Annotated in this window: 18 protein-coding genes; 11 read left to right on the top strand and 7 right to left on the bottom strand. The window is 74.4% G+C overall.

Annotated features, from left to right (window positions below):
- Positions 1–107 precede the first annotated feature (107 nt).
- The 4 genes from ABD946_RS02990 to ABD946_RS02975 all read left to right on the top strand — a co-directional run bounded on the left by ABD946_RS02990 (position 108) and on the right by ABD946_RS02975 (position 3261).
- Entirely contained in the window at positions 108–1289 is a 1182-nt protein-coding gene (locus ABD946_RS02990) for an NAD(P)/FAD-dependent oxidoreductase (protein WP_380150211.1), read from the top strand.
- A gap of 33 nt (positions 1290–1322) precedes the next feature.
- Positions 1323–1688 carry an Rv2175c family DNA-binding protein gene (locus tag ABD946_RS02985; RefSeq protein ID WP_345279775.1) on the top strand — a complete coding sequence of 122 codons (366 nt, stop codon included), beginning with the start codon at positions 1323–1325 and terminating at the stop codon, positions 1686–1688.
- Positions 1688–2326: a thiamine phosphate synthase gene (gene thiE, locus ABD946_RS02980; RefSeq protein ID WP_345279774.1), complete on the top strand. Its 639-nt coding sequence runs from the start codon at positions 1688–1690 to the stop codon at positions 2324–2326. Before ABD946_RS02985 ends, thiE begins: the two co-directional genes overlap by 1 nt.
- Positions 2327–2493: 167 nt before the next feature.
- Complete coding sequence (locus tag ABD946_RS02975; RefSeq protein WP_345279773.1) at positions 2494–3261, top strand: polysaccharide deacetylase family protein; 768 nt, start codon at positions 2494–2496, stop codon at positions 3259–3261.
- A 14-nt stretch (positions 3262–3275) separates the two neighbouring features.
- Here ABD946_RS02975 and ABD946_RS02970 read toward each other — a convergent pair whose 3' ends face one another.
- Entirely contained in the window at positions 3276–4382 is a 1107-nt protein-coding gene (locus ABD946_RS02970) for a polyprenyl synthetase family protein (protein ID WP_345279771.1), read from the bottom strand.
- A 219-nt stretch (positions 4383–4601) separates the two neighbouring features.
- Between ABD946_RS02970 and metF the strand changes: the two genes are divergently transcribed.
- Both metF and ABD946_RS02960 read left to right on the top strand, forming a co-directional pair.
- On the top strand, positions 4602–5516 hold the full coding sequence (gene metF / locus ABD946_RS02965; RefSeq protein ID WP_345279769.1) for a methylenetetrahydrofolate reductase [NAD(P)H]: 915 nt from the start codon (positions 4602–4604) through the stop codon (positions 5514–5516).
- A gap of 291 nt (positions 5517–5807) precedes the next feature.
- The gene (locus tag ABD946_RS02960; RefSeq protein WP_345279767.1) at positions 5808–6599 is read left to right on the top strand and encodes a hypothetical protein; all 792 of its coding nucleotides are present in this window, start codon (positions 5808–5810) and stop codon (positions 6597–6599) included.
- Between the two features lie 15 nt (positions 6600–6614).
- Here the strand turns inward: ABD946_RS02960 and ABD946_RS02955 are convergent, their stop codons facing one another.
- On the bottom strand, positions 6615–6869 hold the full coding sequence (locus tag ABD946_RS02955; RefSeq protein ID WP_345279765.1) for a DUF2630 family protein: 255 nt from the start codon (positions 6867–6869) through the stop codon (positions 6615–6617).
- Positions 6870–7011: 142 nt separating this feature from the next.
- Between ABD946_RS02955 and ABD946_RS02950 the strand changes: the two genes are divergently transcribed.
- Positions 7012–7368, top strand: a complete 357-nt coding sequence (locus ABD946_RS02950; RefSeq protein ID WP_345279763.1) for a tetratricopeptide repeat protein — start codon at positions 7012–7014, stop codon at positions 7366–7368.
- Between the two features lie 66 nt (positions 7369–7434).
- Here ABD946_RS02950 and ABD946_RS02945 read toward each other — a convergent pair whose 3' ends face one another.
- Positions 7435–8814: a phytoene desaturase family protein gene (locus tag ABD946_RS02945; RefSeq protein ID WP_345279761.1), complete on the bottom strand. Its 1380-nt coding sequence runs from the start codon at positions 8812–8814 to the stop codon at positions 7435–7437.
- A gap of 87 nt (positions 8815–8901) precedes the next feature.
- On the opposite strand from ABD946_RS02945, the gene ABD946_RS02940 reads away from it, so the two are divergent.
- The gene (locus ABD946_RS02940) at positions 8902–9774 is read left to right on the top strand and encodes a sigma-70 family RNA polymerase sigma factor (protein ID WP_345279759.1); all 873 of its coding nucleotides are present in this window, start codon (positions 8902–8904) and stop codon (positions 9772–9774) included.
- Positions 9775–9781: 7 nt separating this feature from the next.
- On the opposite strand, the gene ABD946_RS02935 is transcribed toward ABD946_RS02940, so the two are convergent.
- Positions 9782–10420 carry a DUF4126 domain-containing protein gene (locus tag ABD946_RS02935; RefSeq protein ID WP_345279757.1) on the bottom strand — a complete coding sequence of 213 codons (639 nt, stop codon included), beginning with the start codon at positions 10418–10420 and terminating at the stop codon, positions 9782–9784.
- Between the two features lie 495 nt (positions 10421–10915).
- Between ABD946_RS02935 and ABD946_RS02930 the strand changes: the two genes are divergently transcribed.
- The 3 genes from ABD946_RS02930 to ABD946_RS02920 all read left to right on the top strand — a co-directional run bounded on the left by ABD946_RS02930 (position 10916) and on the right by ABD946_RS02920 (position 13140).
- Entirely contained in the window at positions 10916–11455 is a 540-nt protein-coding gene (locus ABD946_RS02930; RefSeq protein ID WP_345279755.1) for an SAV_6107 family HEPN domain-containing protein, read from the top strand.
- Positions 11456–11706: 251 nt separating this feature from the next.
- On the top strand, positions 11707–12459 hold the full coding sequence (locus ABD946_RS02925) for a methyltransferase domain-containing protein (RefSeq protein WP_345279753.1): 753 nt from the start codon (positions 11707–11709) through the stop codon (positions 12457–12459).
- Between the two features lie 297 nt (positions 12460–12756).
- The gene (locus ABD946_RS02920) at positions 12757–13140 is read left to right on the top strand and encodes a DUF3040 domain-containing protein (protein WP_345279751.1); all 384 of its coding nucleotides are present in this window, start codon (positions 12757–12759) and stop codon (positions 13138–13140) included.
- A gap of 142 nt (positions 13141–13282) precedes the next feature.
- Here ABD946_RS02920 and ABD946_RS02915 read toward each other — a convergent pair whose 3' ends face one another.
- The 3 genes from ABD946_RS02915 to ABD946_RS02905 form a co-directional block, all read right to left on the bottom strand.
- A complete protein-coding gene (locus ABD946_RS02915) occupies positions 13283–15697 on the bottom strand; it encodes a transglutaminase TgpA family protein (protein WP_345279750.1) in 2415 nt (804 codons plus the stop codon).
- Positions 15698–15815: 118 nt separating this feature from the next.
- Positions 15816–17135, bottom strand: coding sequence for a DUF58 domain-containing protein (locus ABD946_RS02910; protein WP_345279748.1), 1320 nt, complete (start codon positions 17133–17135; stop codon positions 15816–15818).
- A gap of 1 nt (position 17136) precedes the next feature.
- Positions 17137–18129: an AAA family ATPase gene (locus ABD946_RS02905; RefSeq protein ID WP_380150212.1), complete on the bottom strand. Its 993-nt coding sequence runs from the start codon at positions 18127–18129 to the stop codon at positions 17137–17139.
- Positions 18130–18273 lie beyond the last annotated feature (144 nt).

Genomic DNA, 18273 nt, shown 5'->3' with positions numbered 1-18273 from the left:
TCCGGAAGGCGGCCCACCGTGAGATCGGGGCAGGCGGGCCAGTCGCACGTGGTGCCGTTCCCGCGCGCAGTTCCCCGCGCCCCCGGGGTGACCATAGGGTGACCGGTGTGGCAGAGCTGACGGGTAGTGGGCGGGCGGTCGTGGTCGGGAGCGGCATGGCGGGGGCGCAGTGCGCGCTCGCGTTGCGGGCCGGGGGCTGGGACGGGCCGGTGACGCTGCTCGGGGCGGAGCCGCACGCGCCGTACGACCGCCCGCCGCTCTCCAAGGACGTGCTGCTCGGCCGGACCGACTCGACCACCCTGGACGTCGACTGGTCCGGCGTGGAGCTGCTCCCCGGCCACCGGGCCACCGGCCTCACCCCCGGCACGCTGCACACCGACCGGGGTGAACTCGGCTACGACGCCCTGGTGCTGGCCACCGGCGCCAAGCCGGTGACCCTCCCCGGGGCCCGGACGCTGCGCACCGTCGAGGACGCCCACGCGCTGCGCGAGCGTCTGCGCCCGGGCCTGCGCCTGGTGCTGGTCGGCGCGGGCTGGATCGGTGCCGAGACGGCGACGGTGGCGCGGCAGCTCGGCTGCGAGGTGACGGTGGTGGAGGCCGCCGCCGCCCCGGTGGCGGGGGCGCTGCCCGCGGAGATCGGCGCGCTGATGGCCCGTTGGTACGCGGAGGCGGGGGTGGAGCTGCGCTGCGGGGTGGGCGTCGCGGCGGTGGAGCCGGGCGCGGTGCTGCTCGCGGACGGCACCGAACTGGCCGCCGACGAGGTGGTGGTGGGCATCGGCGCCCGCCCGGCCACCGGCTGGCTGGCCGGGACGGGGGTCGAACTCGACCGCAGCGGGGCCGTCCTGACGGACGATCGGCTGCGCACCTCGCTGCCCGGGGTGTGGGCGGCGGGGGACTGCGTCTCCTACCCCTCGGCCCGGCTCGGCGCCCGGCTGAACACCCAGCACTGGGACCACGCCCTGCAGTCCGGCCGGGCGGTGGCCGCCGCGCTGCTGGGGGCGGACGCGCCGTACGACCCGGTGCCGTACTTCTGGTCGGAGCAGTTCGGCCGGATGGTGCAGTACGCCGGCCGGCACGGCGCGGGGGACCAGCTGCTGTGGCGGGGCTCGCCGGAGGAGGCCGGCTGGACGGTGCTCTGGCTGGACGCGGCGGGGCGGTTGACCGGGCTGCTCGCGGTGGACCGGCCGCGGGACACCGGGCAGGCGAAGAAGCTGATCGAGCGCGGGGCGGTGCTGGACCCGGCACCGGCCGCCGACCCGGCCGTCCAGCTGAAGGCCGCACTGGGTTAGGGCGCGCGGGCCCGAGGTGGCAGTCTTGGTGCCGTGAGTGAGAACGAGTCCAAGATCGAATCCCTGGTCCGCGAGTGGACCTACCTGCCCGACATCAGCGAGCGCTGGGGCGTGCAGGTCACCGAGGTCCGCGACATGGTGCGGTCCGGCAAGCTGATCGCGGTGCGCCGCGGCCCGAACCGGTCGCTCCAGGTGCCCGCCGCGTTCATCGTGGACGACGGTCTGGTGAAGCACCTGTCCGGCACGCTGACGCTGCTGCGGGACGCCAAGTTCACCGACGAGGAGATCCTCGAGTGGCTGTTCACCGAGCAGCCCTCGCTGCCGGGCAGCCCGATCGAGGCCCTGGTGGAGAACCGCGGCACCGAGGTCAAGCGCCGCGCCCAGGCGGAGCTGATCTGATGGACCGCCGTCAGCAGCTGGCCGACGCGCGGCTCTACCTGTGCACGGACGCCCGCCGCGAGCAGGGGGACCTTCCGGAGTTCCTCGACGCGGTGCTGGCCAACGGCGTGGACATCGTGCAGCTGCGGGACAAGGGGCTGGAGGCGAAGCAGGAGCTCGAGTTCCTGGAGGTCTTCGCCGACGCCGCCCGCCGCCACGGCAAGCTGTTCGCGGTGAACGACCGGGCCGACGTCGCGCACGCCGCCCGCCCGGACGTGCTGCACCTGGGCCAGGACGACCTGCCCGTGCCGGCCGCCCGGGCGATCCTCGGCGAGGACGTGCTCTTCGGCCGCTCCTGCCACGCCGAGTCCGAGGTGGACGCGGCGATCGCCGAGCCCGGGGTGGACTACTTCTGCACCGGCCCGGTCTGGCCGACCCCGACCAAGCCCGGCCGGTACGCCCCCGGCCTGGGCCTGGTCTCGTACGCCGCCAAGGCGGTGACGGACCGTCCGTGGTTCGCCATCGGCGGCATCGACCTATCCAACCTGGACCAGGTGCTGGAGGCCGGGGCCACCCGGATCGTGGTGGTGCGCGCCATCACCGCGGCCGAGGACCCGGGCGCCGCGGCGGCCGAACTGGCCCGCCGCGTCCGGCAGTAGCCCCTGCGACACCCACGACCGGCCGTCCGCAGTCCGCTGCGGGCGGCCGGTCGCGTGCGTGAACGGGTGTGACGCACGCGGCAGTTCGGGAGTGCCGGAACCGCTGGTGTTCTTTGTGCGTATTTGTCACCGTAGACGAACGGAACGGTGGCAAGGGGAGCGTGACGATGACGGGTACGGGCGGGCGTGGCATACGGACCGCGGCGGCGACGGCGGTCGCCGCCGCCCTGGTGGTGGTCACCGGTGTGGTCGCCGACCAGGCGCTCGGCAGCAAGGGCGAGCCCAAGGCCGCTCCGAGCCCGTCGGCGAGCCCGGTGGCGACGGTGGACCAGTCGATCGTGCACGCCTCCGAGGACCAGGGGAAGACCGTCAACCTCACCATCGACGACGGCCCCGACCCGGTCTGGACCCCGAAGATCCTCGGCCTGCTCCAGGAGCACCACGCCAAGGCCGTCTTCTGCATGGTCGGCCCCAACGCCAAGGCCCACCCCGAGGTGGTCAAGCAGGTGGCGGCGGCCGGGTACCGGCTCTGCGACCACTCGGTGCACCACGACACCACGATGGACAAGAAGCCCGTCGCCTACCAGGAGAGCGAGATCCTGGACGCCCAGCGGATGATCGAGCAGGCCGCCGGGGACGGCACCAAGGTCGAGTACTACCGCGCCCCGGGCGGCGCCTTCACCCCCGAGAGCCGCAAGATCGCCGCCGAGCACGGCATGCGGCCGCTCGGCTGGAACGTCGACCCGGACGACTGGAAGCGCCCCGGCGTGGACGCCATCGTCACCGCCGTCCAGAACGGCCTGGCCAAGGGCACCGGCCCGACCGTGCTCTTCCACGACGGCGGCGGCGACCGCTCGCAGACCTACCAGGCGCTGGAGAAGCTGCTGCCCTGGTTCGAGCAGCAGGGCTACACGTACAGCTACCCGCAGCGCTAGGGGCCGGCGGCCCGTCAGTACTTGCGGACGGTGGCCGCCTCGGCCAGCGCGAGCAGCACCGCGCGGGCCGGGCCGGCCGCCAGCGGGGCCGCGTCCAGGGCGGCCAGTGACTGGGCCATCAGCTCGTCGATCCGGTGCTCCACCAGGTCGGCGGCACCACTGCGCTCCACCAGGCCGCGCAGCACCGGGACCTCCTCGGCCGTCAGGTCCGGGGCGCCGAGCCGCTCGTCCAGGTGCCGGGCGTCGGCGGAGGAGAGGCCGCGCATCGCGTGCGCGACCAGCAGGGTCCGCTTGCCCTCGCGCAGGTCGTCCCCGGCCGGCTTGCCGGTGACCGCGGGATCGCCGAAGACCCCGAGCAGGTCGTCCCGGAGTTGGAAGGCCTCGCCCAGCGGCAGCCCGAAGTCCGAGTAGGCGGAGACCAGTTCGGGCCCGGCCCCGGCCAGCAGCGCGCCGACCTGGAGCGGCCGCTCGATGGTGTACTTCGCCGATTTGTAGTGCAGCACCGTCTGCGCGCGCTCCAGCGCCTGCTCGTCGGCGGAGTCCCCGGCCACCGGCTCCAGCACGTCCAGGTACTGGCCGACCATCACCTCGGTGCGCATCAGGTCGAAGGCGGGCTTGGCCGCCAGCACCCGCTCGGCCGGCAGGCCGGAGCGCAGGAAGAGCTCGTCGCACCAGATCAGCAGCAGGTCGCCGAGCAGCACCGCCGCCGAGGCCCCGTACTGCTCCCGGTCCCCGCGCCAGCCGCTGGCCCGGTGCAGCGCCTCGAAGCGCCGGTGGATCGAGGGCAGGCCGCGCCGGGTGTCGCTGCGGTCCATCAGGTCGTCGTGCACCAGGGCACTCGCCTGGAGCAGCTCCAGCGCCGCCGCCGCCCGGGCGATCGCCTCGCCCTCCGCCGCGCCGCCGGCCCCGCGCCAGCCCCAGTAGCAGAACGCCGGGCGCAGCCGCTTGCCGCCGTCCAGCAGGAACTCCCGCAGTGCGTCGGCGACCGGGCCCAGCTGGGCCGAGACGGTGCCGAGCAGCTCGGCCTGCTCGGTCATGAAGACCGCGAGCGCCGCGTTGACTCGCTCGCGGACGGACTCGGTCTCCAGGGGGCTGACCGGCCGGGCGGTGGGCGTGGGCACGATGGAACTCCGGATCACTCGGTTGACGATCAGCCTAACCGGGCGGCCGTCGGCAGCCGTGCCGGGCCCGTCCGCCGAACGTGCGCGCGGCACCCCTCGAACCCGTGCTCGGAGCCGCCGTCGAACGGCCGGACGACCCGTCCACCGGGCGGATGAAGCGCGTCTCAGCAGGTGGACGACGTTTGCGGGGCCGTTCGCGCGGAGGGCTAATCTGCCAGCATGGCTCTCGGCATCCCGTCCACCCGTACCGACCGGGCAGAGACCGTCCGCGACCTCTTGGCGGCCGGCGACCGGTCCTTCTCCTTCGAGTTCATGCCGCCCCGCACCGAGGCCGGCGAGTCCAAGTTGTGGGACGCGATCCGCCGTGTCGAGGCCCTCGACCCCAACTTCGTCTGCATGACGTACGGCGCCGGAGGCTCCTCCCGCGGACGGACCGTCAACCTGGTCGGCCGGATCGCCACCGAGACCACCCTGACGCCCGTCGCCCACCTGACCGCGGTGGACCACTCGATCGCCGAGCTGCGCAACATCATCGGCCAGTACGCCGACCAGGGCGTCCGCAACGTGCTCGCGGTCCGGGGCGACCCGCCCGGCGACCCCGAGGGCGAGTGGGTCCGCCACCCGCAGGGCGTCGAGTACGCCTACCAGCTGGTCGAGCTGATCAAGGGCATCGGGGACTTCTGCGTCGGCGTGGCCGCCTTCCCCAACATGCACCCGCGCTCGGAGAACTGGGACGAGGACATCCGTCACTTCGTGGCCAAGTGCCGCGCGGGTGCCGACTACGCGATCACCCAGATGTTCTTCGAGGTGGAGGACTACCTGCGGCTGCGCGACCGGGTCGAGGCGGCGGGCTGCACGACGCCGATCATCCCGGAGATCATGCCGGTCACCAACATCCGCCAGCTCACCCGCTTCCCGCAGCTCTCCGGGTCGGACTTCCCGCCGGGCCTCAAGGACCGCTTCCTGGCCGTCGCCGACGACCCGGAGGCCGTGCGGGCGGTCGGCCTCGACCACGCCACCGCGATGGCCGAGCGGCTCCTCGCCGAGGGGGCGCCGGGGCTGCACTTCATCACGCTGAACCACTCGACCTCGACGCTGGAGATCTACCAGAACCTCGGGCTGCACCAGCGCTGAGGTGTCGCCCGCCGGCAGGCGGTTTCACCAGGGGCGCGAGGAACTGCGCGCAGCGGAAGGCAGACAGGCGGCTGCCGGGCACGAGGGTCATTCGGCGGTGGGCCGGGCTCTCGGTCCGTGTCGTAGTGCCGGCGAGCGGTCCAGCGGGTCATTCGGCGGTGGGCCGGGCTCTCGGTCCCGTGGGCGTTGCGCCGGTAGGCGGTCCGGAGGGTCGTCCGGGGGTGGGGCGAGCCTGTACAGTCGCCGGGACGCGGGGGCGGTGGCTGGGCCGGTGACTTGGAGGAACGCGGTATGGGCGTCGGGTACCTCGTGCTGTACGCCGCGCTCGCGGCGGTCGCGCTCTGGCTGGTCGCCGAGCTGCTGCTGCAGAGCCGTTCCCCGCTGCACTGGCGCGCCGTCGCGCTGGGCGGCTTCCTGCTGGTCGCCGTCGGGATGGTGCTCTCCTCCGTCCCGGTGATCGGCGCCGGTGCGGCCGGCTTCGCGGCCGGTCAGGTGATGGTCACCCTCTCGGTGAAGCGCGGCTACACCTCGGGCTGGTCGCTGCGCAAGGCCGACGGCGAGCTGCCCGGTGCCCTCGCCAAGGTGCCGCTGCTGAGCGCCGCCACCGGGGGCGAGGACCCGGCCGCCGAGGCCGCCGCCGTGGTGCAGGTCGGCGAGGTCGGCCCGATCGAGGAGCCCGCCGCCGTACCCGCCGCCGCGCCGTACGAGTTCGAGCAGGTGGCCTTCGAGCCGGCCGCCTTCGAGGCCCCTGCCTACGAGGCCGCCGCCTACGAGCAGGCCGTGTACCAGCCGGAGCCGCTCACCGAGGACAGCGTCTACGCCGGTGCGTACTACCAGCCGCAGCCCGAGCCGCAGTACTACGCCGCCACCGACGAGTTCGGCTACCAGCAGCAACAGCAGCAGCCGGTGCCGGGCTACGAGCAGCAGTACCAGCAGCAGTACCAGGACCCGTACGCCCAGACCGGCTACTACGAGCAGGGCTGGCAGCAGCAGGACTGGCAGCAGCAGCCGGTGATCCCGCAGCAGTCCGGCCCGGCCGGCCACGACCAGCAGCAGAACTGGAACTACCAGCAGCAGTCCTGACGCACCGTCAGCGGCTCAGGACTGGTAGCCCTCCACCTCGGCGGCCGGCCGCAGCTTCGCCCCGCCCGGGTCCTCGCCGAACTCGGCCCGGGCCCGCCGCTGCCGCAGCAGGTCCCAGCACTGGTCGAGCTTGACCTCCAGGGCGGCCAGCTCGGCCCGGGCCGCCTCCTGGTCCGCGCCGCCGGAGGCGATCCGCGCGCGGAGCTGCTTCTCGGCCTCCACCATCGAGCCGATCGAGCCGAGGATCTCGGCGTTCTCCTTGCCGCTCATGGGTGTCTCCTGTGAACGAGTGGGGTTCCGGACCCGCTCCATCCTGCCCCACCGGGCCGCGCCCACAAGCCGGGAACACCCGGAGGGCGGCGCTGGTTGGAGGGGGCGGAACGAGGGCCTGACCGAGGAAGGAGCCCCCGCAGTGAGCTACCAGGAGTACCAGCGCGCCAACCTGTTCTTCGACTCGAAGGACTACAGCGGCGCGGCCGCGATCCTCGCCCCGATCGTCGAGGCGGACCCGGCCAACCGGGCGGCCGTCGAGCTGCTCGGCCGGTCCTACTTCCACAGCGCCCAACTGGGCCGCGCCGAGGCCGCGTTCCGCCGTCTGGTCGAGCTCGACCCGGCGAACGGCTGGGCCTACGAGGCGCTCGGCCGCACCCTGCACCGGCAGGGCCGCCCGGAGGAGGCGGCCGGGTTCCGCCGTCTCGCCGAGGCGATGGGGACGGACCAGGAGACGAGCGCCGTCTACGAGGTGAGGGCCGCCAACCTGGCCGACTGAGCCGGTGGGTGAGCCGTCAGGTGGCCCGTCGCACTCCGTGGGGTGCGACGGGCCACTGGCGTTCCGTCAGGCCGGGCCGACCAGCCCGGCCACGATCGAGGCCGACATCCCGGTGCGCGCCAGTCCGCCGCCCGGGTGGGAGGCGGAGCCGATCCGGTACAGGTTGGGGTACCCGGTCGCGTTCGGCGGGCTGAGGAGGGCTCCGCCCGTCCCGGCCAGCGAGGGCAGCGGCTGCGCGGCCGAGGGCGCCGGGACGTGCAGGTGTGCCAGCCGCTCCCGGAGGTCGAGACCGGCCGAGGCGAGGTGCTCCAGCAGGTGGTCGGCGTAGTCCGCGGGGACGGCGGTGCCCGGCGGCACGGTGACGGTGAGGGTGACGGCCTCGTGGCCCTCGGGGGCGCCGTCGCCCGGGCGGTGCACCTGGACGGTGGGGAAGCGCGGGTACTCGTCCCGGTCGAACAGCGCGGCCAGCTCGGCGGCGGTGTCCCGGGCGTGCACCACGGTGCGGACGACCGTGCCGGCCGGGCGCTCGCCGCGCAGCGACAGCAGCACCGACAGCCGGGACCGTCCGAGGCGGGCCCCGGTGCGGTCGGCCGAGGTGAGCACCACGTCGGCCTCGAAGCGGCGTGCCCCGGCGGCCACCCCGGTCACCCGGCCGTCCCGGTGCAGCACCTCGTCGACCTCGGTGTCGAAGTGGAACTCCACCTTGCGCTGCTCGCACCGCCGGTACACCGCCGTGGCCAGCTCCCGCATCCCGCCGCCCACCGACCAGACCCCGAAGGACTGCTCCATGTACGCCAGCACCGCCGCCCCGGCCGGAGCGGTGCGCGGGTCCAGGCCGTACCGGAGCGCGTACTCGTACAGCAGCGCCGTCGGCCCGGCCCCGCCGCCGAGCTCCTCGGCGGCCACGGCGGCCAGGGTGTGCGGGCGCTCGCGGCGCAGCCGGGCCAGGCCGCGGCGGGGCGGTGCGGGGTAGGGGTCGGTGTGCAGCGGGGTGGGGTCGGCGGGCAGCGGCTCCTCGAGCAGGGGGCGGCGGGTGGCCTCCCAGACGGTGCGGGCGCGGTTGGTGACCTCGCCCCAGCGGGCTCCGGTGCCGGGGCCGAAGGCGGTGTCGAGGGCCTCGGCCACCCGGCCGCGGGAGGCGTTGGAGAGCACCAGCTCGGTGCCGTCGGGGAACAGGTGCCGGCTCTCCGGGTCGACCGGGGCCAGCCGCACCAGCTGCTCCAGCGGCTCCCGGCCGCTCTTCAGCGCGAGGTCGCGGTAGACGGCGGGCAGCGCGAGCAGGGTCGGCCCGGTGTCGAAGGCGAAGCCGTCGTGCTCGTACCGGCCGAGCTCCCCGCCGTACGTCGGCCCGGCCTCACAGACCGTCACCCGATGCCCCAGCGTGCCCAGCCGCGCCGCCGCGGCCAGTCCGCTCATCCCCGCGCCGACGATCACGATCCGTGCCATGCGGACGATCCTAGACAGCGTCGCCCGCCCGCTCCGAACGGCGCCCTGGCCTGACGCCCCGTCAGCCCGGCGCCTAGGGTGGGCCGGGTGAACGAGGAGATCGTGCTGGCGGAGCGGTTCGAGGCCGAGCGGCCCGCGCTCCGGGCGGTGGCGTACCGGATGCTGGGGTCGCTGGCCGAGGCGGAGGACGCGGTGCAGGAGGCCTGGCTGCGCCTGAGCCGCGCGGACGTGCGCGAGGTGCGCAACCTCGGGGCATGGCTGACCACCGTGGTCGGCCGGGTCTGCCTGGACCAGCTGCGCTCGCGCAAGGCCCGGCCGGAGGACGCCACCGACTTCCAGCTGCCGGACCCGGTGGTCTCCGACCTGGCGCGGACGGACCCGGAGGGGGAGGCGCTGCTCGGCGACTCGGTCGGCCTGGCCATGCTGGTGGTGCTGGACACCCTGCCGCCCGCCGAGCGGGTGGCCTTCGTGCTGCACGACATGTTCCAGGTGGACTTCGACACCGTCGCCCGGATCGTCGACCGCGAGCCGGCCGCCGCCCGTCAGCTCGCCAGCCGGGCGCGCCGCCGGGTGCAGGGCGCGACCCCGCCGGAGGAGCCGGACCGGGGGCTGCAGCGCGTGGTGGTGGAGGCCTTCCGCAACGCCGCCCGGGACGGCGACTTCGACGCGCTGCTGGAGGTGCTCGACCCGGAGGTGCTGCTCCGGGTGGACTCCGGCCCCGGCGTCTCCCAGCTGCTGCGGGGTGCCCGGCTGGTCGCCGCGCAGGCGGCGCGGTTCGCCGGGCTGGCCCCGTTCGGGCGGCTGGTGCTGGTCAACGGCAGCGTCGGCAGTCTGGTGGAGCCGAACGGCCGCCCGTACTCGCTGATGGCCTTCACCGTCCGGGACGGACGGATCACCGAGATCGCCATCCTCGCCGACCGCGAGCGGCTGGCCCGGCTGGACCTGCCGCCCGCGGTCTGACCGCCCGTCAGTACGGCAGCCGGGTGGCGCCGCCCTGTCCCACCGGGGCGGCGCCACCCGACCGCCGGTCGGCCTTCTTCTCCCGGCGGCGGGCCAGGAAGCGGCGGATCCGGGAGACCGCGAACCAGACCAGCAGCGCGCCCAGCACCAGCAGGACGGCGGCGGCCGAGGCGGCCAGCCAGGGGTGGAAGATCGCCAGGGTGATCAGCCCGGCCACCGAGAGGTCCTCCAGGATGCTGGCGATGACGTTGCTGGCGGGCTCCGGCGAGGTGTTGATCGCCATCCGGAGCGAGGCCTTGATGCCGTGGCTGACCAGCGCCGTGGTGCCGCCCACCGCTCCGGCCGCCACCTCGCCCAGCGAGCCCGGGTCCTGACCGGCCAGCAGCGCGCCGACGGTGGCGCCCGCGATCGGGCGGATCACGGTGTGCACCGCGTCCCAGACCGAGTCCACGTACGGGATCTTGTCCGCCACCGCCTCGCAGAGGAACAGCACGGTGGCCGCGATCAGCACGTCCGTCCGTTCCAGTGCGGGCGGCACCGAATCGGCCCCGCCGAACCGGCCCAGCAGGCCGAGCAGCAGGACCACCGCGTAGGCGTTGATGCCACTGGCCCAACCGCTGGTGAAGACCAACGGGATGACGCTCATCCGCTCCCCCTCGTGAACACTCCAGGCGCTGTCAGGACGCCACCGTACCGGTGCCGGTTCCGCGGGTGCCGAAGATGAGTACGGATACTCAGCCGCGCACTTGAGTACGGCGACGGATACCCGTCCCACCTGCGGGAACGGCAGAGTGGGGGCATCCCGGAGCGACGGACCGTCAGGTCTCCTCCGGGCAGCGGCCCGACGTCCACGGACTGTGGGGGACCGGTGGGCAACCACTCGGGCCGCGACAACGGGCCGGGTGCGGCCGCGGACCGCCGACACGGGGCGGCGGAACGCGGTACGGGGGAACGCCGGGTCCGGGGGGACCCACCGGGGGGCCTACGGGGGAACCACGGGGGGACGCGTCCGGACACCCCGCACCGACCGGTGCGGGGTGTCCGTGCGTCAGCGCCCACTACCAGATTGTCAGTGCCGCCGTCCACCATGGAGACGTACGGGCCGTCCGGTCCGTGCACCCGCCGTGGACCGGGGGAGAGTATGACCATCAGTCAGCCCGAGACCGCCCCACTGCTGCCCGCGCCCGCAGGCCCGCCGTCCGTCCCGGCCGGCCGCCTGAGGGGCGCCGACATCCACCCGGTGCCACGTCGCGCGGCCGCCCCGCCGGCCGCGCTCGACCTGCTCCGGCATGCCGAGCTGACCTTGCTGCAGGCCCGCCAGTACGAGGACCCGCTGCAGCGCTACTCCACCGCCCACCTCGCCGCACTCCGCACCACCGCCGCCGTGCTGGCCGTCCGGGGGCGCCCGGAGAAACGGGGCAGGCGGCGCCAGGCCATCCGCAGCGCCTGGGACGTGCTGCCCGAGGTGGCCCCCGAGCTGGTCGAGTGGGCCGCGTACTTCGCCGCCGGAGCGCGGCGCCGCGCGGCCGCCGAGGCGGGGATCCCGAACGCGGCCTCGGCCCGCGACGCGGACGACCTGATCAGGAACACGGCCCTCTACCTCCGCCTGGTGCAGCGCCTGCTGGACCTCCACCCGGACCAGCCGCTCCCGCTGGGGGACAGGGTGGGGGACGTGGAGTGAGGGGGAGGGTCGGGGCGTGGGGTGAGGGGGTCGGTGTAGGGGGTCGGACCTGATCGCTCCCGCCGGGGGATGAGGTGGGGGACGCGGACTGAAGCGTCCGGCCTGGCCGTCGGCGTTCGGGAAGGGGTGGGTGACGGGCCGTCAGGCCGTTCGGTGGGGCCGTGGGCGGCGGTGAACCGGGAGTGGTGTCCGGGGCGTCTAAGGTGGTGGCGTCCAGCGTCCCGCTTCGCCCTAGCCGAGGAGCCTCCGCCTTGTACCCGACCCGTCCCCGCAGTGCCCTGCGTACCGCCGTGGTGTGGGAGGTGGTGCGAGCCGCCCTGGAGACCCGGGCGGCCGAGCTGGGCAAGCCCGTGCTGGAGGTGCTCGACACCGGCGGCGGCACGGGCAACTTCGCCGTGCCCGTGGCGAAGCTGGGCCACCGGGTGACGGTGGTGGACCCGAGCCCGGACGCGCTGTTCGCGCTGGAGCGCCGGGCCGCCGAGGCCGGCGTCACGGAGCTGGTCCGGGCCGTCCAGGGCGACACCCAGACCCTGCCCGAGGTGGTCACCCCGGGGTCGGTGGACGCGGTGCTCTGCCACGGTGTCCTGGAGGTCGTGGACGACCCGGCCGAGGCGCTGAAGAACCTGACCGCCACCCTGGCGGAGGGCGGTCTGGTCAGCCTGCTGGCCGCCAACCGGAACGGCGCCGTGCTGGCCCGCGCCCTGGCCGGCCACTTCGACGACGCCCGCGCGGTGCTCGACGCCCCGGACGGCCGCTGGGGCGCCCAGGACCCGATGCCCCGCCGCTTCACCGCCGAGGAGCTGAACGGACTGGCCGCCGCCGCCGGGCTCCGGGTCTCCTCGGTGCACGGCGTCCGGGTCTTCTCCGACCTGGTGCCCGGCGTTCTGGTGGACACCGAGCCGGGGGCGGTGGAGGCCCTGCTCAAGCTGGAGCAGGCCGCCGCCGAGCAGCCCGCCTTCCACGCCGTGGCGACCCAGCTCCACCTGCTGGCCGCCCTCGCCTGACCCCTCCTTCGCCCGCCGTTTCCCGCCCCGAAACCCGGCTCGTCGCGACTCCGTCGGGATGATTCCACCGCCTCGGGCACTTGTCGGTGCACCGCGGCGTTGGGTGGCTGGGGACGGGGAACGCGACGTGGCCCGAGCCACGTGCTCCTGACCGTCCCGAACCGGCGGCCCGGACCGTATGATCTGGGTAAAGCCGGAAAGCATGACGGCCTGGCCCGTGGGGCATATGGTCCACACAACGACCCGAGCCAGGGGTGGCGGACCGGTCGCCCCGCGACCGACGAGTAGGAGGACTCCGTGCCGCTCTCGGAGCACGAGCAGCGACTGCTCGAGCAGATGGAGCGAGCGCTGTACGCCGAAGATCCCAAATTCGCGTCAGCGCTTGAGGGAACCGGGCTGCGCACCTACACCCGTCGGCGGGTCTACCTGGCCGCCGCAGGGTTCGTGGTGGGCATCGCCCTCCTGATGGGGGGCCTCGTCGCCAACGTGATCGTGGTGGGCGTGGTCGGTTTCGTGGTGATGCTGGGCTGCGCGGTCTTCGCCGTGAAGGGCTGGAGGCGTGGTCCGGCCGGGCAGGGAGCGGGAGCCAAGGCTTCCCCGCCTCCCCGCCGCAAGGCCGGTGTGATGGACCGGATGGAGCAGCGCTGGCAACGCCGTCGGGACGAGCACGACGGCATGTGACCGGCACCGGAAGACCGGAAGACCTGGGTTCGCACGAGGGCGGGCAGTCGATTCGACTGCCCGCCCTCGTCGTGCGTCCGTGCGGAGGTGAACCGCGCGGCGGGAGGGGAGGGGGCCGAGCCCCCTGCCCTCCCGCCGTCCGTCAGTCCCGTTCGCCGCGCCCCCGCAGGCCCGGCAGACGGCGCACCGCCGCGGAGAGCCGGTCCAGGCGGGAGCGGACCGCGTCACCGACCGCCGCCGCCCGGTCGCCGATCCGCCGGCGCAGCCGCGCCGAGGACGGCGGCAGCAGCACGGCCCTGGTCCGGCCGCGGCGGCCGGCCGAGGCCCGCAGGCCCTCGGCGGCGGTCCGCACGTCCGGGCCGAGCGGCAGCTCGGTGTCGGCGCTGCGGGCGTAGAGCACCCGTTCGGTGGCCAGCGCCACCCGGCCGGCCGCAGCCGTCGCCTCCGGATCCAGCTGCCCGACCTCGGCGATCCGGCGGACGGCGGTGCGCGGGGTGCGCGAGTCGTCCGGCGGGATGCCGAGGTCCCAGGCGGTGTCGATCAGCTCCTCCCAGGCGGCCAGCACCTGGCGGTCCGTCAACTCGCCGCCGCCGTCGCCACCCGGTGCCCGTCGGCCGGTGCCGAGCCGTCGGCGCCGTTGGCGGATCCGCCAGAGCATCGGGGTGGCCAGCAGGGCCAGCAGCAGCAGTGCGGCCGGCACGGAGACCAGCACCGGCCACTCCAGCCACCAGGGCCGTTCCTCGACGGTGAGCGGGGTGACCGCCTGCTCGTCGGCGCAGCCGTCCTGGCGCTGCTGCTGCGCGGTGCAGCTGCTGCTGGAGCTGGGCGCCGCGGAGGGCGCGGTGCTCGGCGCGGTGGTCGCCTCGGTCGGCTGGGCGCTCGGAGCCGGCGCGGCCTTCTCCGAGGTGTACTCGGGGGCGCTGCCGCGGCTCGGGGTCGGCTCGAAGCGCAGCCAGCCCGAGCCGGGGAAGTACAGCTCCGGCCAGGCGTGGTAGTCCTGGCTGCGCACCAGGAAGCTGCCCCGGCCCATGTCGGTGCCGGGCGCGAAGCCGATGGCCACCCGGGCCGGGATGCCGAGCGAGCGGGCCATCGCGGCCATGGTGGCCGCGTAGTGCACGCAGAAGCCGGTCTTCTCGCGCAGGAAGCGCTCGATGGCCTCGTTCCCGGTGGCCGCGGCGACCTGGAGGCTGTAGCGGAACTCGGGGCCGTTGAACCAGGCCTGCAACGCCACGGCCTGGTCGTACGGGTTGTTCTTGCCGGCCACCACCTTGCGGGCGGTCTGGGCGACCACCGGCGGCAGGGTGTCCGGCAGGGAGGTGAAGCGGCGGGCGATCTCGTTCGGGACGGGGCCGGCCGAGCGGAGCTGCTCGGGGGTCGGGCGGACGTCCTTGCTGACCACGGAGTACGTGATGCCGTCGGTCTTCTGCCCGCCGTCGCCGACCACCGAGCGGGTGTCGGGCTCGTACTTCCAGTCGCCCCGCACGGTGACCGTGTCGGCCGGGTAGGGCATCGGCAACCACTCGGTGGAGAGGTTCTTGGAGATCTTGATGTCGGTGCGGAAGCTCTCGGCCTGGACGTCCTGGCCGAGCCCCTGCGGGTAGGGCATCGGGCTGGGGATCTGCTGGAGGCGCTGCTCGGAGAACTTCCAGGAGACGCCGTCGAAGCTGTCCAGCGCGCCGATCCGCATGTAGAGGTCGGTGGCGTTGGAGTCGGTGCGGAAGGTGAACATCTCGGTGTTGACGTCCTGACGGGTCAGATTGGCCGTCAGGGCCACCACCGGGTTCAGCGAGGTGACCGGCCGCCCCGATCCCTTGCCGAGGCCCGCGCCGCTCCCGTTGCCGTCCCCGAACAGGCCGAGGCCGGTCTGCGGGACGATCAGCGGGATCACCACCGCGCAGGCCAGGGCGAGCAGGCCGACCCGGTGGCCGCTGTGCGAGATGGTGCCGCTGCCGTCCTGCGAGGTGCCGTGGAAGACCCGGCCCCAGCGGGAGAGCCGGTCCTGGCCCTCGGCGAAGAGCAGCAGCAGGTAGCCAGCGGCGGAGAGCAGGAACCACAGCCAGGCGTTGTCGGCGCCGTTCAGGCCGGTGCCGACGGAGTACAGCGCGAGCAGCGGCAGCCCGGCCAGCGCGGCCCGGCGGAAGGTCACCGCGAGGGCGTCGACCAGCACCGCGATCAGCGCCACCGCACCGACCAGGATCAGCTGCACGCCCTCGGTCGCCGGGGCCGGGGCGGTGTACTCCTGGACGGTCTTCTGGCCCTCCGCCAGCAGGCTGCCGACCGCGTCCAGCGCGCTCGGGCCGGGCAGCACCAGGTAGTCCATCGAACGCTGCACGAACAGCAGCATCAACAGGTAGAGCACGGCCAGCAGTTGGAGCGGCACCTGGAGCGCGCGGGAGAACGCCAGCCGGCGCAGCCCGGCCCCGGCGCCTCCGGCGGCGGCGGTCACCAGCACGGCGCGCAGGACCCAGGAGGCCGGCTCCACCAGCGGGGTCAGACAGAGCGTCACCAGCACGGTGGCCAGCGCCGAGTAGAGCGTGAGCTTGGCCCGGGTGGTCATCCGGCGGCCTCCCCGCTTCGGTCGGTACGGACGGCCGGGCGCGCGGCGCCTGCGGCCGGGAGGGAACGGTCCCGCGGCGTGCTCCGGCGGGCGCGGCGGGCCCGGGAGGATGCGGCGGTCATGACCCCGCCCCGTTGCGGTAGGGGACCGCGGCGGCGCGCTCGGCGTGCCGCCACAGGGTGGCCACCGAGTCGCCGGCCCGGGCGGAGAGCACCGTCCAGCCGGCCTCGCGCAGGCGGGTCACCTGGTCGGTGGCGTCCTGGTCCGGGGTGTCCGGCGCCAGGTGGCGCAGGCCGGCCCAGGTGGCGGTGTCCAGCAGGAAGGCGACCGCTCCGGCCGCCCGCCGCCGCAGCCGCCCGAGCCGGGCCACCTGCTCCTCGTCCAGCGAGCCGAGCACCGCGACCAGCACGCCGTCGCCGCCCTGGCGCAGCACCTGCTCGGCCCGGGCCAGGGTGCCGCCGTCGGAGAGCTCGACCACGGCGAGGGAGTCCAGCAGCAGGCCGGCCGCCTCCGCCACGGTGGCGATCGCCCCGGCCTCGGGGCCGGGCACGGCCAGACCGGTGTCGGTCAGCAGCCGGGTCTGGTAGCCGCGCTCCAGCAGGTGCACGCCGACCGAGGCGGCGCAGCTGACGGCCCATTCGAAGGAGGAGGCCGGGCCGGAGCCCCGGTGCGCCACGTCCCGGGTGTCCAGCAGCACGGTGGCCTTGGCCCGCAGCGGCTGCTCCTCCCGACGGACCATCAGCTCGCCGTAGCGGGCGGTGGACTTCCAGTGCACCCGGCGCAGGTCGTCGCCGTGCCGGTACTCGCGCGGGATCACGTCGTCGTCCCCGGCCAGCGCCAGGGTGTGGACGTTGGACTCGCCGTGGCCGGTGGACTCCCCGGGCAGCTTCACGGTCGGCAGGGCCACCACCTGGGGCACCACGGTCAGCACGTCCGAGGCGGCGAACGAACGGTTCAGCTCGCACATCCCGAACGGGTCGGCCACCCGCAGCTGCAACGGCCCCAGCGGGTAGCGCCCGCGCAGGTCCGAGCGGACCCGGTAGGAGACCTCGCGGAAGCCGCGCGGCTCCACCCGGTCCAGCACGAACCGCGGCCGCGGCCCCAGCACGTACGGGACCTGGTCCTCCAGCAGCAGCAGGCCGGTGGGCACCCGGGAGACGTTGTCCAGGCGCAGGTGCACCCGGGCCTCCTGGCCCGCCGCCACCCGGTACGGGCTGAGGCGCCGCCCGCCGGCCACCCGGTAGCGGGTGCGCAGCAGCAGCACGGCGGCGGCCAGCGGCAGGGCGGCCAGCAGCACCGAGACCTGGAGCAGGGTGTCCTGGCCGAAGACGTAGGCGCAGAGCGCGGCGGTGATCCCGGCGGCCAGGAAGGACCGCCCCCGGGTGGTCAGGCCGCGCAGTCCGGTGCGCAGTCCGGTCGCGCTGTCCCCCTTGGCCACCTCAGCCCCGGCCCTGCGGACGCGGGATGGGCAGGCTCGCCACCAGGTCGGTGACGATCTGTTCGGTCGAACGGCGGCTGAGCTGGGTCTCCGCGGTGGGCAGCAGACGGTGCGCCAGCACCGGCACGGCCAGCGCCTGGACGTCGTCCGGCAGCACGTAGTCGCGGCCGTCCAGCGCGGCGTGGGCGCGGGCGGCCCGGATCAGGTGCAGGGTCGCGCGCGGCGAGGCGCCCAGGCGCAGCTCCTGGTGGTAGCGGGTGGCGCCGACCAGCTCGACCGCGTAGCGGCGGACCGCCTCGGAGACGTGCACCGAGCGGACCACCTCGACCAGCTTGAGGATGTCGTGCGCGTGCGCGACCGGGGTCAGGTGGTCCAGCGGGCTGGCGCCGCCGTGCACGTCCAGCATCGCGAACTCGGCCTCGGCGCTGGGGTAGCCGATCGACACCCGGGCCATGAAGCGGTCGCGCTGCGCCTCGGGGAGGGGATAGGTGCCCTCCATCTCCACCGGGTTCTGGGTGGCGATCACCATGAACGGGGACGGCAGCTCGTAGCTGGTGCCGTCGATGGTGACCTGGCGCTCCTCCATCGACTCCAGCAGCGCGGACTGGGTCTTCGGCGAGGCGCGGTTGATCTCGTCGCCGACCACGATCTGCGCGAAGATCGCGCCCGGGCGGAACTCGAAGTCCATCCGCTGCTGGTCGAAGACGTTGGTGCCGGTCACGTCGGAGGGCAGCAGGTCCGGCGTGAACTGGATCCGGCGGACCGTGCAGTCGACGGAGCGGGCGAGGGCCTTGGCGAGCATGGTCTTGCCGACGCCGGGGACGTCCTCGAGGAGGAGGTGGCCCTCGGCGAGGAGGACGGTGAGGGCGATCCGGACGGCCTCGGGCTTGCCCTCGATGACGCTCTCCACCGAGGCCCGGACCCGTTCGACCACTGCGCCGAGCTCGTGCAGTCCTGAACCGCCCGTGCCGCTCTGTCCGTTGAAGGTCGTCACTCGATTGCTCCCATGCCCCGAAAATGCAAGCTGGCCGGTCGGCCTGAAGGCGCATTCTTCCTTGTCGGGGGGCGGAACGTCACCCGAGTGGGCGACACGGGGGGAGTGTCCGTTTTGCGCTCCGAGGCGGGGCTGAGCCGTGTG

The sequence above is a fragment of the Kitasatospora albolonga genome (assembly GCF_039535905.1).
GTDB classification, from domain to species: domain Bacteria; phylum Actinomycetota; class Actinomycetes; order Streptomycetales; family Streptomycetaceae; genus Kitasatospora; species Kitasatospora albolonga.
The sequence above is the reverse complement of the archived record's forward strand: the minus strand, read 5'-3'. Positions and strand labels throughout refer to the sequence as shown.

Excerpts from the sequence above, each read along its gene's own strand:
- thiE (WP_345279774.1), top strand. The coding sequence starts at position 1,688 with ATGGACCGCCGTCAGCAGCTGGCCGACGCGCGGCTCTACCTGTGCACG.
- ABD946_RS02975 (WP_345279773.1), top strand. The coding sequence starts at position 2,494 with ATGACGGGTACGGGCGGGCGTGGCATACGGACCGCGGCGGCGACGGCG.
- metF (WP_345279769.1), top strand. The coding sequence starts at position 4,602 with ATGGCTCTCGGCATCCCGTCCACCCGTACCGACCGGGCAGAGACCGTC.
- ABD946_RS02960 (WP_345279767.1), top strand. The coding sequence starts at position 5,808 with ATGGGCGTCGGGTACCTCGTGCTGTACGCCGCGCTCGCGGCGGTCGCG.
- ABD946_RS02955 (WP_345279765.1), bottom strand. The coding sequence starts at position 6,869 with ATGAGCGGCAAGGAGAACGCCGAGATCCTCGGCTCGATCGGCTCGATG.
- ABD946_RS02945 (WP_345279761.1), bottom strand. The coding sequence starts at position 8,814 with ATGGCACGGATCGTGATCGTCGGCGCGGGGATGAGCGGACTGGCCGCG.
- ABD946_RS02935 (WP_345279757.1), bottom strand. The coding sequence starts at position 10,420 with ATGAGCGTCATCCCGTTGGTCTTCACCAGCGGTTGGGCCAGTGGCATC.
- ABD946_RS02930 (WP_345279755.1), top strand. The coding sequence starts at position 10,916 with ATGACCATCAGTCAGCCCGAGACCGCCCCACTGCTGCCCGCGCCCGCA.
- ABD946_RS02915 (WP_345279750.1), bottom strand. The coding sequence starts at position 15,697 with ATGACCACCCGGGCCAAGCTCACGCTCTACTCGGCGCTGGCCACCGTG.